Origin of the sequence: Plantactinospora sp. ZYX-F-223 (genome assembly GCF_039649625.1) — a bacterium.
Taxonomy (GTDB): Bacteria; Actinomycetota; Actinomycetes; order Mycobacteriales; family Micromonosporaceae; genus Plantactinospora.
This window is the reverse complement of the sequence record NZ_JBDJAV010000019.1, coordinates 119,877-134,444: the sequence shown is the minus strand read 5'-3', so window position 1 is coordinate 134,444 and position 14,568 is coordinate 119,877. Positions and strand designations below refer to the sequence as shown.

General features: G+C 73.1%; 14 protein-coding genes. 8 read left to right on the top strand and 6 right to left on the bottom strand.

The window, feature by feature from the left end:
• The first annotated feature begins 59 nt into the window (after positions 1–59).
• From urtA to AAH979_RS20475, 6 genes are all read left to right on the top strand, one after another.
• On the top strand, positions 60–1,283 hold the full coding sequence (gene urtA, locus AAH979_RS20500; protein WP_346259727.1) for an urea ABC transporter substrate-binding protein: 1,224 nt from the start codon (positions 60–62) through the stop codon (positions 1,281–1,283).
• A gap of 149 nt (positions 1,284–1,432) precedes the next feature.
• On the top strand, positions 1,433–2,314 hold the full coding sequence (gene urtB / locus AAH979_RS20495; protein WP_346259726.1) for an urea ABC transporter permease subunit UrtB: 882 nt from the start codon (positions 1,433–1,435) through the stop codon (positions 2,312–2,314).
• Positions 2,311–3,540 (top strand): urea ABC transporter permease subunit UrtC, encoded by a 1,230-nt coding sequence (gene urtC, locus AAH979_RS20490; RefSeq protein WP_346259725.1) that lies wholly within the window; start codon positions 2,311–2,313, stop codon positions 3,538–3,540. The genes urtB and urtC overlap by 4 nt, the downstream gene beginning before the upstream one ends.
• Positions 3,537–4,304: an urea ABC transporter ATP-binding protein UrtD gene (gene urtD / locus AAH979_RS20485; RefSeq protein ID WP_346259724.1), complete on the top strand. Its 768-nt coding sequence runs from the start codon at positions 3,537–3,539 to the stop codon at positions 4,302–4,304. The genes urtC and urtD overlap by 4 nt, the downstream gene beginning before the upstream one ends.
• Positions 4,304–4,999, top strand: coding sequence for an urea ABC transporter ATP-binding subunit UrtE (gene urtE / locus AAH979_RS20480; protein ID WP_346259756.1), 696 nt, complete (start codon positions 4,304–4,306; stop codon positions 4,997–4,999). Before urtD ends, urtE begins: the two co-directional genes overlap by 1 nt.
• Before the next feature lie 392 nt (positions 5,000–5,391).
• Positions 5,392–7,572, top strand: a complete 2,181-nt coding sequence (locus AAH979_RS20475) for a WD40 repeat domain-containing protein (protein WP_346259723.1) — start codon at positions 5,392–5,394, stop codon at positions 7,570–7,572.
• Positions 7,573–7,596: 24 nt separating this feature from the next.
• Here the strand turns inward: AAH979_RS20475 and AAH979_RS20470 are convergent, their stop codons facing one another.
• Positions 7,597–8,166 (bottom strand): PaaI family thioesterase, encoded by a 570-nt coding sequence (locus AAH979_RS20470; RefSeq protein ID WP_346259722.1) that lies wholly within the window; start codon positions 8,164–8,166, stop codon positions 7,597–7,599.
• Positions 8,167–8,401: 235 nt separating this feature from the next.
• Between AAH979_RS20470 and AAH979_RS20465 the strand changes: the two genes are divergently transcribed.
• Positions 8,402–8,878, top strand: a complete 477-nt coding sequence (locus AAH979_RS20465; RefSeq protein WP_346259721.1) for a helix-turn-helix domain-containing protein — start codon at positions 8,402–8,404, stop codon at positions 8,876–8,878.
• 56 nt (positions 8,879–8,934) lie between these two features.
• Here the strand turns inward: AAH979_RS20465 and AAH979_RS20460 are convergent, their stop codons facing one another.
• Entirely contained in the window at positions 8,935–9,783 is an 849-nt protein-coding gene (locus AAH979_RS20460) for a GDSL-type esterase/lipase family protein (RefSeq protein WP_346259720.1), read from the bottom strand.
• A 214-nt stretch (positions 9,784–9,997) separates the two neighbouring features.
• On the opposite strand from AAH979_RS20460, the gene AAH979_RS20455 reads away from it, so the two are divergent.
• A complete protein-coding gene (locus AAH979_RS20455) occupies positions 9,998–11,041 on the top strand; it encodes a S1 family peptidase (RefSeq protein ID WP_346259719.1) in 1,044 nt (347 codons plus the stop codon).
• A gap of 210 nt (positions 11,042–11,251) precedes the next feature.
• Here AAH979_RS20455 and AAH979_RS20450 read toward each other — a convergent pair whose 3' ends face one another.
• The 4 genes from AAH979_RS20450 to AAH979_RS20435 all read right to left on the bottom strand — a co-directional run bounded on the left by AAH979_RS20450 (position 11,252) and on the right by AAH979_RS20435 (position 14,561).
• Positions 11,252–12,025, bottom strand: a complete 774-nt coding sequence (locus AAH979_RS20450; protein ID WP_346259718.1) for a DUF998 domain-containing protein — start codon at positions 12,023–12,025, stop codon at positions 11,252–11,254.
• Positions 12,026–12,245: 220 nt separating this feature from the next.
• Positions 12,246–13,124 carry an urease accessory protein UreD gene (locus tag AAH979_RS20445; protein WP_346259717.1) on the bottom strand — a complete coding sequence of 293 codons (879 nt, stop codon included), beginning with the start codon at positions 13,122–13,124 and terminating at the stop codon, positions 12,246–12,248.
• Entirely contained in the window at positions 13,124–13,780 is a 657-nt protein-coding gene (gene ureG, locus AAH979_RS20440) for an urease accessory protein UreG (RefSeq protein ID WP_346259755.1), read from the bottom strand. The genes AAH979_RS20445 and ureG overlap by 1 nt, the downstream gene beginning before the upstream one ends.
• A gap of 118 nt (positions 13,781–13,898) precedes the next feature.
• Positions 13,899–14,561, bottom strand: coding sequence for an urease accessory UreF family protein (locus AAH979_RS20435; RefSeq protein WP_346259716.1), 663 nt, complete (start codon positions 14,559–14,561; stop codon positions 13,899–13,901).
• Between the last annotated feature and the right edge of the window lie 7 nt (positions 14,562–14,568).

The window sequence follows — 14,568 nt, the reverse complement described above, 5'->3', positions numbered from 1 at the left end:
AAATCCTTCATTCCTACGGTTCGTGGCACTACGCAGCAGCCCGGTGAAAGGGGAGGCGGATGCCACGAGGCGTACGGAACCGGCTGGTCATGCTGGCCGCGGCGGCGATGGTGCTGGCCGCGGCCGGATGTGCCGAAGATCCGACGACGGCGTCGGGAGCTGGCAGTGGAAGCACCATCAAGGTCGGCATCCTGCACTCGTTGAGCGGCACCATGGCGATCAGCGAGGTGACCGTACGGGATGCCGAACTGCTCGCCATCGAAGAGATCAACGCGGCCGGTGGGGTACTCGGCAAGAAGCTCGAACCCGTCGTCGAGGACGGCGCCTCGGACTGGCCCACCTTCGCCGAGAAGGCGCAGAAGCTCATCTCCGCCGACCGGGTCGCCACCGTCTTCGGCGGGTGGACCTCGGCCAGCCGCAAGGCGATGCTGCCGGTCTTCGAGCGCAACAAGGCGCTGCTCTGGTATCCGGTCCAGTACGAGGGGCTGGAGAGTTCGCCGTACATCTTCTACACCGGAGCGACCACCAACCAGCAGATCGTGCCCGGCCTGGACTACCTGAAGGAGCAGGGCAAGAAGACCATCTTCCTGGTCGGCAGCGACTACGTCTTCCCGCGTACCGCAAACAAGATCATCAAGGCGTACGCGGCGGCGAACGGGATGACCGTGCTCGGCGAGGAGTACACCCCGCTGGGGCACACCGAGTACAGCACGGTGGTGAACAAGCTCCAGCAGGCCAGGCCGGACGCGGTCTTCAACACCCTCAACGGGGACAGCAACGTCGCCTTCTTCAAGCAGTTGCGCAGCAGCGGCATCACCGCCGAGGCGATGCCGACCGTCTCGGTCAGCGTCGCCGAGGAGGAGGTCGTCGGGATCGGCCCGGAGAACGTGGCCGGGCACCTGGTCGCCTGGAACTACTACCAGACCACCGCCGGGGCCCGGAACGACACCTTCGTGCAGGCGTTCAAGGCCAAGTACGGCGCCGCCAAGGTCACCTCCGACCCGATGGAGGCCGGCTACAACGCCGTCTACCTCTGGGCGGAGGCGGTGCGCAAGGCCGGCAGTGTGGACGTCGAGGCGGTGAAAAAGGCGTCGGCCGGGATCGCGCTGGAGACCCCGGAGGGGACCGTCACCATCGACGGCGAGAACCAGCACGTCTTCAAGACCGCCCGGATCGGGCTGGTGCAGCCGGACGGCCAGATCAAGGAGGTCTGGAACTCCGGCCAGCCGATCAAGCCGGACCCCTACCTGAAGGGGTACCCGTGGGCCGCCGGGCTCTCCTGACCGGCGGGCACCGACCGCGACCGACTACCGGGCGCCGGCCCGGCTGAGGACCGAGCACCGGGCGCCGGCCCGGCTGAGGACCGAGCACCGGGCACCGGCCCGGCTGACGACCGACTGACGGCTGCGAGCCGGGACGGAGGCGCGGCGCCATGGCGACACTCAACCAACTGGTGATCGGGGCGAGCATCGGAGCGGTGCTGCTCCTGATCGCCCTCGGTCTGACCTTCACGTTCGGCCAGATGGGCGTGATCAACATGGCCCACGGCGAGTTCATCATGGCCGGCGCGTACACCGCGTACCTGCTGCAACCGCTGGTCGGTACCCAGTCGGTGCTGGTCGCCCTGCCGGTGGCGTTCGCCGTCGCCGGCGTGCTGGGGCTGATCCTCGAACGGCTGGCGATCCGGCACTTCTACGGCAGGCCGCTGGACACCCTGCTGCTCACCTGGGGGATCAGCCTCATCCTGCAACAGGTTGCCCGGGACATCTTCGGCGCGCCGAACGTGCAGGTACGCGCCCCGGGCTGGCTCACCGGCGGCCTCGACCTCGGTGGCGTGCGGCTGCCGTACAACCGGGTCTTCATCATGATGCTCGCGGTCGGCTGCGTGCTGGCGATCTGGCTCTACCTGACCCGGCTGCGGCACGGCCGGCGGATGCGCGCGGTGATGCAGAACCGGCAGCTCGCCGCGGTCAGCGGGGTGGCCACCGAACGGGTCGACCAGCTCACCTTCTTCATCGGCTCCGGCCTGGCCGGGGTGGCCGGGGTGGCGCTCACCCTGATCGGCCCGGTCGGGCCCACCCTGGGCACCAACTACATCGTGGACGCGTTCCTGGTGGTCGTCGCCGGCGGCCTCGGGCAACTCCGGGGCGCGGTCATCGCCGCCTTCGCCCTCGGCATCCTGAACAGCTTCGTCGAATTCTGGGTCGACAACGGGGCCAGCTTCGCCAAGGTGGTGGTGTTCGCCGTGATCATCGCATTCCTCCAGCTCCGCCCGCAGGGGATGTTCGTCGTCCGTACCCGGGCACTGTCGTGACCGGGGCGGTGGCGACCGTGCCGGACGGGTCGGCCGGCCCGGTCCGGCGGCGGCTGGCCGGTCCGGCACTCTTCGTCGCGGTCGGCCTGCTGCTGGTACTGGTCGCCCCGGCGGTGCTCTCGCCGTTCCGGCTGGACCTGCTCGGCAAGTACCTCTGCTACGCCATCGTCGCGGTCGGGATCGGCCTGGCCTGGGGCCGGGGCGGCATGCTCACCCTCGGCCAGGGCGTCTTCTTCGGCCTCGGCGGCTACGCCATGGGCATGCACCTGAAACTGCGCGAGGCCGGCCCCGGCGGGCTGCCGGACTTCATGGTCTGGAGCGGGGTGGAGAGCCTGCCGGCGCTGTGGCGGCCGTTCGCCAACCCGGTCTTCGCGCTCGCCATGGTGGTGGTGTTGCCGGTCACCGTCGCGGTCCTGCTCGGCCTGCTGGTCTTCCGGCAGCGGGTCCGGGGCGCCTACTTCGCCGTGCTCTCCCAGGCGCTGGCCGCCGCGTTCGTGATCCTGCTGGTCGGCCAGCAGGGGCTGACCGGCGGCACGAACGGGCTGACCAACTTCCAGATGTTCTACGGCCTCGACCTCTACCAGCCGGGCGACAAGCGGATCCTCTACCTGGTCGTGGTGGCTGTGCTCGGGGCGATGTTCCTGCTCGCCTGGCAGCTCTCGCGCAGCCGCTTCGGGCAACTGCTGGTCGCGGTCCGGGACGGCGAGGACCGGGTGCGTTTCCTCGGCTACGAGCCGGCCGTGGTGAAGACCATCGCGTTCGCCGTCTCCGCCGGGATGGCCGGGATCGCCGGTGCGCTCTTCGTGCCGATGGTCGGCCTGCTCAGCCCGGCCAACCTGGGCATCGTCGCCTCGCTCGAGCTGCTGATCGGGGTGGCGATCGGCGGCCGGTTCTCGCTGGCCGGCGCGGTCGGCGGCGCCCTGCTGGTCAACTACGCCAAGACCATCTTCAGCGAGGAGTCGGCGGACAACTGGGTCTACCTCCAGGGCGCGATGTTCGTGGTGGTGATGCTCTGGGCGCCGCGCGGGCTCGCCGGGCTCACCGCCGACCTCCGGGCCGCCGTCCGGCACCGGCGCCGCCGCCCGCCCCGCGCCGTGGCGGCCCCGGTCGGCTCGGGTACGGCGGCGGCGAACGGATCCGGCCCTGTCGACCCGGCCGCGCGGGTCGAGCGCCCGGCGGCCGGGGTACCGGCGGTGGCCGCCAACCGGGGGGAGGAGCCGGCATGACCGAGCTGTTGCAGGTGCGCGGGCTGAACGTGGTCTTCTCCGGTTTCCGGGCCATCACCGACCTCGATCTCACCGTCAGCACCGGCGAGCTGCGCTTCCTGATCGGACCGAACGGAGCCGGCAAGACCACCCTGATCGACGTGATCACCGGGCTGACCAGACCCGCCTCCGGCTCCGTACGCTTCGCCGGTGCCGAACTGCTGGGGCGGTGGGAGCACCAGATCGTCCGGCTCGGCATCGGCCGTACCTTCCAGACGTCGGTGGTCTTCGAGCAGTTGACCGTACTGGAGAACCTGGATCTGGCGGCGACGTTCCGGCGCCCGCTCGGCACCCTGCTGCGGCGCCGCCGGGGGATCGCCGACCAGGTGGCGGAGGCGCTGGAGACCACCGGGCTGGCCGGGTTGGCGGACCGGCTGGCGGGAGAACTCTCGCACGGGCAGCGGCAGTGGCTGGAGATCGGCATGCTGCTCGCCCAGCGGCCCAGCCTGCTGCTGCTGGACGAGCCGGTGGCCGGGATGAGCCGGGACGAGCGGGCCCGCACCGGCGAGCTGCTCCGGCAGGTGGCGAGGGAGCACACGGTGATCGTGGTGGAACACGACATGGACTTCCTGCGCCGGTTCGCCAGCACCGTCACGGTGCTGCACGAGGGCAGGCTGCTCTGCGAGGGGACGGTGGCCGAGGTGCAGGCCGACCCCCGGGTGCAGGAGGTGTATCTCGGCCGGACCCGCAAGGAGAGTGCCGACCTGGTCAAGGAGGTGTCGTGATGCTGACCGTGCAGGGCCTGGACGTGGCGTACGGGCGGGCGCAGGTGCTCTTCGGGGTGGACCTGGAAGCGCCGGCCGGCTCCCTGGTCTGCGTGATGGGGCGCAACGGCGTGGGCAAGACGACCCTGCTCAAGGCGATCATGGGCGTACTGCCGGTCCGGGGCGGCCGGGTGCACTTCGCCGGGGAGGACATCACCGGGCTGAAGACCCACGAACGGGTACGTCGGGGACTCGGTTACGTGCCGCCCGGCCACGAGACCTTTCCGCAGCTCACCGTCGCGGAAAACCTCCAGGTGGCGGCGGAGGCGGCCGGTCAGGTCAGCCAGGGCGCGGTGGACGAGGCCCTCGACCTGTTTCCGGCGCTGCCCGCGTTGCGCAAGCGCCGGGCCGGCTTTCTCTCCGGCGGGCAACAGCAGCAGCTCGCCATCGCCCGTGCGCTGGTCAGCCGGCCGAAGATGCTGTTGCTGGACGAGCCGACCGAGGGCATCCAGCCGTCGATCATCCTGGAGATCGAGGAGGCGGTACAGCGGCTGCACAGTGAACTCGGGCTTGCCATCCTGCTCGTCGAGCAGTATCTGGACCTGGCACTGCGGCTCGCCGACCGGTTCGTGATCCTGGACGCCGGCGAGGTGGTCCGGTCCGGCGACCGGGGCGACCTGCGCGACCCGTCGGTGCGCTCACTGCTCTCGGTCTAGGGGATCTGGCCCGGCTCCGGGAATCGGGTCACCCCGGTCCCGGATCCGGGTGGGTCTCCGGTCGGCGTGGCTGCGCAATGCCGTTCCGTGTCGGGCATGCCATCCGTGTCGGGCATGCCGCCCGTGTCGGGCATGCCGCTCCTTTCGCGGGGGCCGGCCGGCATGCCCGCCCGACTAAGATGCGGTAAGTGATCGTCGATGCGCTGACGTCGTCCGATCATTTCTCCGTCGTTCATTCCGGTCGATTCGCCCTTCGATTCCACTCGACCTGATCCGGCGCCGGCCGAGCCTCCACGAGGGATCCCCACAATCGTGTTCCTGCTTTCTCTCTCCATCCTTTGGCTGTCCGTCGCCGCGGCGGAGGGGCGGCATTCCGGGACGGCGAGCCGCCGATGACCGACGGGACGGGCCGGCGTACGCCGGAGCGGTCCGCCCGCCGTACCGCCGGCGAACCGGCCTGGACCGGCCTGCCGCGCTGGATCTGGGGGCCGCCCGGCCGGCGACCGCGACCGCTGCCGGCGCGACCCGGGCCGTACCAGCCGGTGCCGGCCTGGGTCACCGCGCTGGTCGGCTTCACCGACGACCGGACCGGACGCCCCCGGGCACTGGTCACCAGCTATGCCGGGGCCCGGGTAGTGCTCGACCTGCCCGACGGTGAACTGGTCGGCGCGGTGGACGAGCGGGCCCACGCGCGGGCGTCCGCGACCGTCCGGATCGACGGCGAGCAGTTGGTCGTCTCCGGCGCCGGCGCCGGCTACCTCCAGGTGAGCGACCTCGACAGCGGCCGGTCCCGCTGGCGGCAGTGGTGCGGCGACGTGCGGTCCCTGGCCACCGTCACGCTGGCCGGCCGTCCCTGCGCGGTGCTGACCGGCGGATCGCCGCACCTGGAGATCTGGTCGCTCGGCGCCGACCGGGGTGCCCGGCTGCGCACGCTGCGGACCGGGAGCGAGCGGATCAGCGTGCTGGCCGCGACCGAGGCGGGCCAGGCCGCCGTGTTGGCGGTCGGTACCAGTGCCGGTCGGGTGTCGCTGTGGCGACTGGAGTTGACGCCGGCCGACGGCGACGGCGTCCGGGTCGAGTCGCTCGGCGAGTACGGCTTCGAGGTTTCCGGGCTGGTGACCGTGCTGGGGTTCGCGGACTGGCACGGCCGGCCGATCCTGCTCGGCGCCGCCGGGCGGGTGGCCCGGGCCTGGGACCTGCGCGACCGGCGACCTCTCGGGCCGGCATTCGCCGGGCACACCGGCCAGGTCAACTCCGTGCTGGCCGGCCGGCTCGGCGAGCGTACGGTGCTGTGGAGCGGCGACGACGCGACCGTACGGGCCTGGCTGCCGGAGACCGGCCGGCAACTGGGCGAGGCGTTCCGCTACCCGTACGAGGCGGCGCCGACCCGGACGATCGCGGTCGAGATCGGCGGGCGGTCGATGCTGGTCACCGGGGACGGTGCGGGCCTGGTCTGGGTCTGGGACCCGGAGCGCCCGTACCCGTTCCGGCGCGACCCGCCGCCCGGCGACCAGGACGGCGCGGCGCCGGAGCCGCCGGGCGTTTCCGGGCATCGCCTCGCGGTCGGCGGGCTGGCGGGGCGGCCGGTGCTGCTCGCGGCGTTGTCCGGGTCTCGGGTCCGGGGACTCGACCCCGTGACCGGGGCCGAGGTCGAGTTGCCGCTCGACGGGGTCCCGGACGGGGCAGTGCTGGTGCCGGGCGAGCACCCGGTGCTGGCCGAGATCGGGCCGGACGGCGTCGCGCTCTGGGACCCGGGCACCGGGGACCCGATCGGCGCGGTGCCGTTCGGCCGGAACCCCGCGGGCCGCCCGGGGCCGGAATCGCGGCACGCGGCGGGTGCGGCCGGCGGTTCCCCATCCGGGCCGCTCGGCACGGGGCTGCTGGACGGCCGCCGGGTGCTGCTGGTGGCGGACGGCGCCGCGCTGTTCCGGGTCGACATCCCGACCGGCCGGCGGGACGGCGCGGTGACCGGGCACTCCGGCCGGATCCGGGGGGTGGCGATCGGCGAGCTGGCCGGGGTACCGGTCGGGTTGACCGCCGCCGAGGACGACACCGTACGACTCTGGGACCTCGACGCCTGGGGGTCGCCCGGGTGGACGGTACTGGACGGTCACGGGGGTGCCGCGTACGCCGTGGCGACCGGGACGGTCCACGGGCGCGGCCTGGTGTTCGGGGCCGGCCGCAACGGGCAGGTCCGCTGCGTCGACGTCACCGACCTGGTCCGGTCGAAGCGGTCCGGCCGGCCCGGTGGCGGGCAGCCCGGGGCCGGCGGCGAGCCCGACGGTCCGGTCGCGCCGATGGTGGACGACCCGCCGCCCGAACCCGTCGTCGTGCTGACCGCCACCCGGCCGGTACGCGCGCTTGCCGTCGTCCAGGCCGACCGGACCAGTTGGTTGGTGGCGGCCGACGGCAGCGTGCTGCGGTGGCAGCCCGTCGGCGAGCCGGGGACACCGGGCCGGACGATCGAGGTGGGTGCCCCGGTGACCGATCTCGTAGCGCTGCCCGGGCTGCTGGTGGTGGCGACCGGGGACGGACTTGTCGGTTACCGCCCGCCGCCCGACCGGGTCGGATAGGTCGGCCGGCGGAGGCGGTCCGAACTAGCCGACCGGCGTGCCGCCGGGCTGGCTGCCGGACGTGGTCGCGACCGGCCCGGCATCCTCCTCGGTGGTCTCGAAGAGCAGGCAGGACGAGGTGGCGTGCGCGACCAGCCGGCCGCTCCCGTCGGTGAGCCGCGCCTCGGCGAGGGCGGTCCGGCGGCCGCGCTGGATGACCGTGCCCTCGCAGCGCAGCATCCCGCTCTGCACCGTCACCGGGCGGAGGAACTTCACGTTGAGATCCATCGTCGTGTAGCCCATCCCGGCCGGCAGCGTGGTGTGCACGGCGCAGCCGGCGGCGGTGTCCAGCAGGATCGACAGCACCCCGCCGTGCACCGTGCCGAGCGGGTTGTAGTGGAACTCCCGCGCGGTCATCTCGACCGAGACCCGGCCCTCCTCGGCGGTCATCCGACCCATCCCGATCAGCTCGGTGACCGGCGGCGCGGCCAGCTCGCCGGCGATCATCGCGCGGAGCAGGTCGAGTCCGGCCCGCCGCCCGAGCTGGGCCGCACTGTCTGTCGGATCGGCCCACGAGAAGGTGCGGTGGCGTTCGCCCGCCCGCGTGTCGGTCACGTCGTCTCCTCGCTTCGCTCGTCGTCGCCATGACCTGGCAACCTGTGCTGCCTGGTGACCTCGCGGGGCTCGGTCACGTCGTCTCCTCGCTTCGCTCGTCGTCGCCATGACCTGGCAACCTGTGCTGCCTGGTGACCTCGCGGGGCTCGGTCACGTCGTCGCCCCGTTTCGCCCGGTCAGAGGGCAGCTTCCCAGGAGGTTGCTGGGTCTGTCAACGAGACCTAGCCTAGGTCACATGGTGGCACCGGAGGCGCTGGGCTGGTCGGTCGACAACTGCACCATCGGGCGGGCGATGGCGATCCTCGGCGAGCGGTGGACCGTCGTGGTGCTGCGCGAGGTGTTCAACGGGATCCGGCGCTTCGACGACATGCGCCAGCGCACCGGGATTCCTCGGCAGGTGCTCACCGACCGGCTGGCCATGCTGGTCGACGAGGGTCTGCTACGCCGCGAGCCGTACCGGGAGCCGGGTGCGCGGTCGCGGCACGAGTACCGGCTCACCACAAAGGGGCTCGACCTGTGGCCGGTGCTGGTGGCGGTGCTGGAGTGGGGTGACCGCTATCTGGCCGACCCGGAGGGATCGCCGCTGACCACGGTGCACCGGGACTGTGCCGCGCAGGTGCGGGTCGTGCTCCGCTGCGCGGACGGTCACGAGGTGACCTCGCCCCGGGACGTGCTGCCCCGCCCCGGCCCCGGCGCACGCCGCCGGCGCTGACGAGAGTCGGGCGGGAAGCGCCGGACCGATCTCCGGCCCTTCCCACCCGAGGACTGCTACCAGCGGAATCCGGCGCCGTACGAGATCTCGGCCAGCACCTGCTGCCCGGAGGCGTTGGGGTGGAAGTAGTCCCAGCCGGACAACTGGCCCAGCGTGAACGGATAGTTGAACACCGCGTTGCCGTCGAACACGCAGTTCGACCCGTACGCGGCGCAGGCCTGGGCGAGCTGGCTGTTGTAGTCGACCACCCGTTGCCGTACCCGGCTGCGCCGGTCCACGTCGGCCTGCGCGGTGGAGGTCGGGCTGGCCAGCATCGACTGGCAGATGCTGAAGAGGGACCACGCCGTACGGGCGGCGAGGCTGCCCCGGCCGACCGACCAGAGCCGCTGGATGTCGGGCACGCTGATCACGAACACCCGGGCGTTCGGCAGCCCGGCGCGGAGCCGGCCCAACGCGGCGTCGATGTTGCTCCGGAAGGTGCTCACCGGGGTCATGCCCGACTCGGAGCTGGCGCAGGCGTCGTTCGCGCCGATCAGCATCGTCACGTAGCCGACGCCCTGTGAGACGGCGGCGTCGGCCTGGCCGGCCATGTCCGCGGATTCCGCACCGGACTCACCGTTGTTGTGGTTGCGCCCGCCGATCGCCGGGTTCACCGCACGGATCCGCAGATAGTGGCTGTGCACTCCGGCATCGTCGCCGGTGCTGAACGAGCGGGACGGGCAGTCGACGTACCAGCCGCAGGCGTTGAATCCCCGGGTGATCGAGTCACCCAGGCTGGCCATCGAGGCGGGCGGTGGACCGGGTTCGGCGTGCGCCGGGCCGGCGACCAGCCCGACCGAGGTGACGGATACGACGGCGGCGAGGAGGGTGGACAGGAGGGTGGCGGTGCGGCGGGGAGCGGACATGGGCGGCCTCCGGATCGCGGTTGCCTGAGCCGGCTGGGAGTGGGCGAATCATATAGACCGAGCTGAGTCTCCACAACGGAGATGACCATAAGGCGAACGCCCTGTTGCAGGCGATATGTTAGGCATCTTGTTCATGATCTTAGATGTCTGAATACTCGTATCAGATGTGCCAACTCGGCGCAGACACCTCCAAACCCCCCTTGGGAGGCTCTACATGCGACCCACAAGGTCTTCGATCCGCCTTGTCGCGATCGCGTCCGCGGCCGGCTCCCTCGTCGCCGGCATGCTGATCGGCGTACCGGCACAGGCTGCCCCGGTCGCCACGCCGGAGGCGGCGACGGCGCTCTCCGAGCGGCTCGGCGCCCGGTCCGCCGGGACGTACCTGGGCGCCGACGGCAAGATGGTCGTCACGGTGACCGACGAGGCGGCGGCCCGCCAGGTCCGGGCCTCCGGGGCGACCGCCAAGGTCGTCACCCGCGGCTCCGCCCAACTGGCCGAGGTCACCGCCGAGTTGGACCGGTCGGCCAGGATCCCCGGCACCGCGTGGTACGTCGACCCGGTCACCAACCAGGTCGCGGTCGACGTGGACAGCACGGTCACCGGTGCCAAGCTGGCCAAGATCAAGGCCGTCACCGCCCGCTTCGGCGGCGCCGTCCGGATCCAGTCGATCCCCGGCACGCTGAGCACCACCATCTCCGGCGGCAACGCGATCTACACCAGCAGCAGCCGGTGCTCGCTGGGCTTCAACGTCCGCAGCGGCAGCACCTACTACTTCCTCACCGCCGGCCACTGCACCAACGCCGGCGCGAACTGGTCGGCCAGCTCGGGCGGTTCGGTGATCGGCACCCGGGCCGGCAGCAGCTTCCCCGGCAACGACTACGGCATCGTCCGGTACGCCAGCGGTGTCGCCCAGCAGCCGGGTGACGTCTACCTCTACGGCGGCTACCGGGACATCACCGGTGCGGCCAACCCGACCGTCAACCAGTCGGTGCAGCGCAGCGGCAGCACCACCGGGCTGCGCAGCGGCCGGGTGACCGCACTGAACGCCACCGTCACCTACCAGGGCAGCGGCACCGTTTCCGGCCTGATCCGGACCACCGTCTGCGCCCAGCCGGGCGACAGCGGCGGCCCGCTCTTCGCCGGCAACACCGCGCTCGGCCTGACCTCGGGCGGCAGCGGCAACTGCAGCACCGGCGGCACGACGTTCTTCCAGCCGGTGGTCGAGGCGCTCAACGCGTACGGCGTGAGCATCTACTGAGCTGATCCGGGCCGGCGATCGATCGGCGTGATCGGGATCCTCGGCGGTAGTCCGGCGAACGGCCGGCACCCGCCCTCCCGGTCACGCCGATCGGCGTGACCGGGACCGGCCTCGCCGTCCCGGGGCGGGTGTCGTCGTCCCCACGTGGGTCCGGTCCCGGGTCGGGTGCCGTCATTTCATTCCCGTCGACGGGGTCGAGCGCAATCACGGTCAACCGGGTGCCGTCGCCGGTCGCCGGCGGGGCCGGCGGAGCAGGGTCAACACCACGACCAGCGGCCAGATTGCCTCGGTGCCGGCGATCAGCCGTTCGGCCAACCCCGCCCAGCCGCCGTCGGGCAGTTGCAGTGCCAACCACAGCCCGAAGCCGAGCATCACCAGCGAGGCCGCGCCGCCGGCCGCCGGACGCAGCACCCACGGCCGAGCGGGTTGGCGAGCCGGCCGAGCCCTTGCGGGTGGCTCGCCGCGTGCGCCGCGGCCATGGTGACGGCCGGATCGGTCCGCCGCCTGGTCCACGGGAGAGCGGCGCGGAGCGTCGGCGCCCGGCCGGTCGTGCCGGGACGCGCCCGGCCGGTGCCTCTTCCGGTCGCGCCAGGGGACCGGCAGGGCAGCCACCGCCGGCCAGGCCGCCAGCGCCACGAAGGCGACCACGGCGGCGACCCCGTGCACCCGGGGCGTCTGGGAGTCGGTCTTCGGCACCGCCGCCACCAGGATCGTGGCCGCCCCGCCGCTGCCGTAGAGCACTCGGGCGGCGGTGCGGACCGGGCGCAGACCGATCGCGGTGACCAGGTGGGCCACCCCGAGCCCGGCGAGGCAGCCGACCAGGATCTGCCGGTCGAGCATCCCGTACGAGGAGAGCGAGCTGACGGTGTCCGCCCACGGGTCGTACCCGGGCGGTTGCCGCACGGCTGCGGTGGTCCATCCGATCACCAGCAGCATCGGGAGCGCTGCCGCCGAGAAGACCGCCCACCAGGGCACCGCAGGCATGTCGTCACCCTACGTGACAGCATGCTCGGGTACGTGTCGATATGCCGCTCTGCTCGCCGCTCCCGCCGTCCCCTCCGGCGACCGCTGGAGGCCGAGGGGATTGGCCGACTCCGATTCGCTGGCATCGTCCCGGCGCGCGGTGCGGCTGATCTCCGCGCTGCCTTCGGAGTCGGCCGGTCGGCCAGGGCGTCAGCCCGGGCGGAACTGACTCGGTGGTCGGCTAGGGCCGGCCGGCTGGCCAGCCGAGTGCCCGGTCGAGCCGGGTCCGGACCGCGCGTGCGTCCGCGCCGACCGCACTGACCAGCACGGCCGGCCCACCGGCCAGCGGCAGCACCGCCGCCGCCACCGCCGGCTCCGGCCGTACCGGCCCGGCCGTACCGGCCGCCGGCCCCGGCGCTGCCCCACCCGACGGCCCGGCCCGGTCCGGCGCGTTCGGTCCGGGTGGCACCGCCGAGTCGTAGCCGGCCGGCCCGGGTGGCGGAGATCCGGTCCAGGCCGGGTCGACCATCAGCACCGAGCCCACCGCCCGGGCGCCGCCGAGCACCGCCGGGCCGGACCAGCCGGCGGCGCCGGGTCCGACCGCGAGATCGTTGCGGAGCAGGGTACGACCGCCGTACCGCGCCGTCATCTCCAGCCGTACGTCGCCGACCGGCTCGGCGTGCCGGCCGCAGACCAGTTCCTCGCGCCAGCACAGCGCCGCCCCTTCGGCCAGCTCGACGACGCAGGTGGTCCGGTGTGCACAGCCGGCCGCCCCGATCAGCGGCTCGGGCAGCCAGCGCAGCCGTCCACCGGCCGCCACCCGGGCCTGTACGACGAGCCGGGACTCGGCACCGTCCCGCGCCGGCAGCGCCAGCGACGCGGCCACACTCCGTACGCAGAGCCGCGCTCCCGGCCCGACCTCGATCTCGATCCGCAGCCGGTCGCCGCCGAGCGGGCCGGCCGCCCCGCCGACGAGGTGCAGTTGGACCTCGCGCCCGGGACCCGCCGGGCCGACCGGTCCGGTCCGCCGGGGCAGCAGCGGCGGTTCGCCGCGCAGCACGGTCAGCCGGGTCCCCCGCAGCGGGTCGGCCTCGGCGACGATCCGGGCCAGTGCCCGCATCAGCCCCGGTGTTCCGGGTGGTCGTCCACCGGTACCGCCGGTGCCGGCAGCAGCGTCCGGATCCAGTCGGCGACCGCCGTCGCGGCCGGATCCTCCACCAGGGAGAGGAAGACCGTGGGCAGCGCGCCGCGCCGGGCGGCCGCGTCCCGGGCCATCACCGACAGGTCCGCGCCGACCAGCGGAGCGAGATCGGTCTTGTTCACCACCAGCAGGTCCGCACCGGTCACCCCGGGGCCACCCTTGCGTGGCACCTTGTCCCCGCCGGCCACGTCGACCACGAAGATCTGCCGGTCCACCAGTCCCCGGCTGAAGGTGGCGGTGAGGTTGTCCCCACCGCTCTCCACCAGGACCAGGTCCAGCGGCCCCAGCAGGGCCTCCAGTTCCTCCACCGCGTCCAGGTTGGCCGAGATGTCGTCCCGGATCGCGGTGTGCGGACAGCAGCCGGTCTCCACCGCCCGGATCCGCTCCGCCGGCAGTACGCCGTTGCGGAGCAGGAAGTCGGCGTCCTCGGTGGTGTAGATGTCGTTGGTGACCACGGCCAGCCGCAGCTCGTCGGCGAGGGTCCGGCACAGCGCGGCGACCAGTGCGGTCTTGCCCGAGCCGACCGGGCCGCCGATGCCGACCCGGACCGGTACGGAGCCGCCCGGCCGGTCCACCGGCGGATGGGGGTCGACCTCCGGGTCCGGGTGCCGGTGCGGCACCTCGCCGTCGGGGTGCTGGTGCGGTGCCCCGCCGTCCGGGTGTCTGTGCGGGCCGGTTCCGTGGTCGGGTCGGTCAGGATGCAAAGAGACGCACCTCCCAGCTCGCGTGAACCTCGGCGCCGATCTCCAGCAGCGGGGTGGAGTCGGCGGGCAGCCGGTCGACCGGATCGTCCGCCCCGGCCACGGCCAGCGCGGCCAGCCGGTCGCAGACGCCGGCCAACCCGGCGAGCAGGGCGTGTACGGCGTACGGGTCCAGGCCGAGCAGCCGTACGGCGGCGCTGGCCGGCCCGCTGACCGTCCCGTACGCCCCGGTGACCGCCGCCTCGGCCGGGGAGAGTCCGGCGGCGGCAGCCACCACGCCGAGAGCCACCGGATGGTGTGGATTCCGGATCACCGGATCGACCGGCCACATCGCCCGGCCGGCCCGGAGCAGCGCCCGACCCTGCGCCCGGGAGGCCCGGCGCAGCGCCGGAGACGGGGTCCGGGCGTCCATCCCCTGGTCGAGCGCGTCGGTCCTCGCGATGTCGTCGGCCTTCGCGGCGGCGCAGGCGGCCGCCGCGAAGGCCGCGGCGACCCGGCCGGTGCCGGCGAGCCGGCCGTGCAGGAAGGCGGTCAGCCCGGCCAGGTCGCGGAGCCGGCCGCTGGTCACCGCCGCCTCCAGCCCACCCGAGTGGGCGTGGCCGCCGGCGGGCAGCCGGCCGTCGGCGAGCACCAGCAGGGTGGCGAGTCCGGTCACGGCGGTC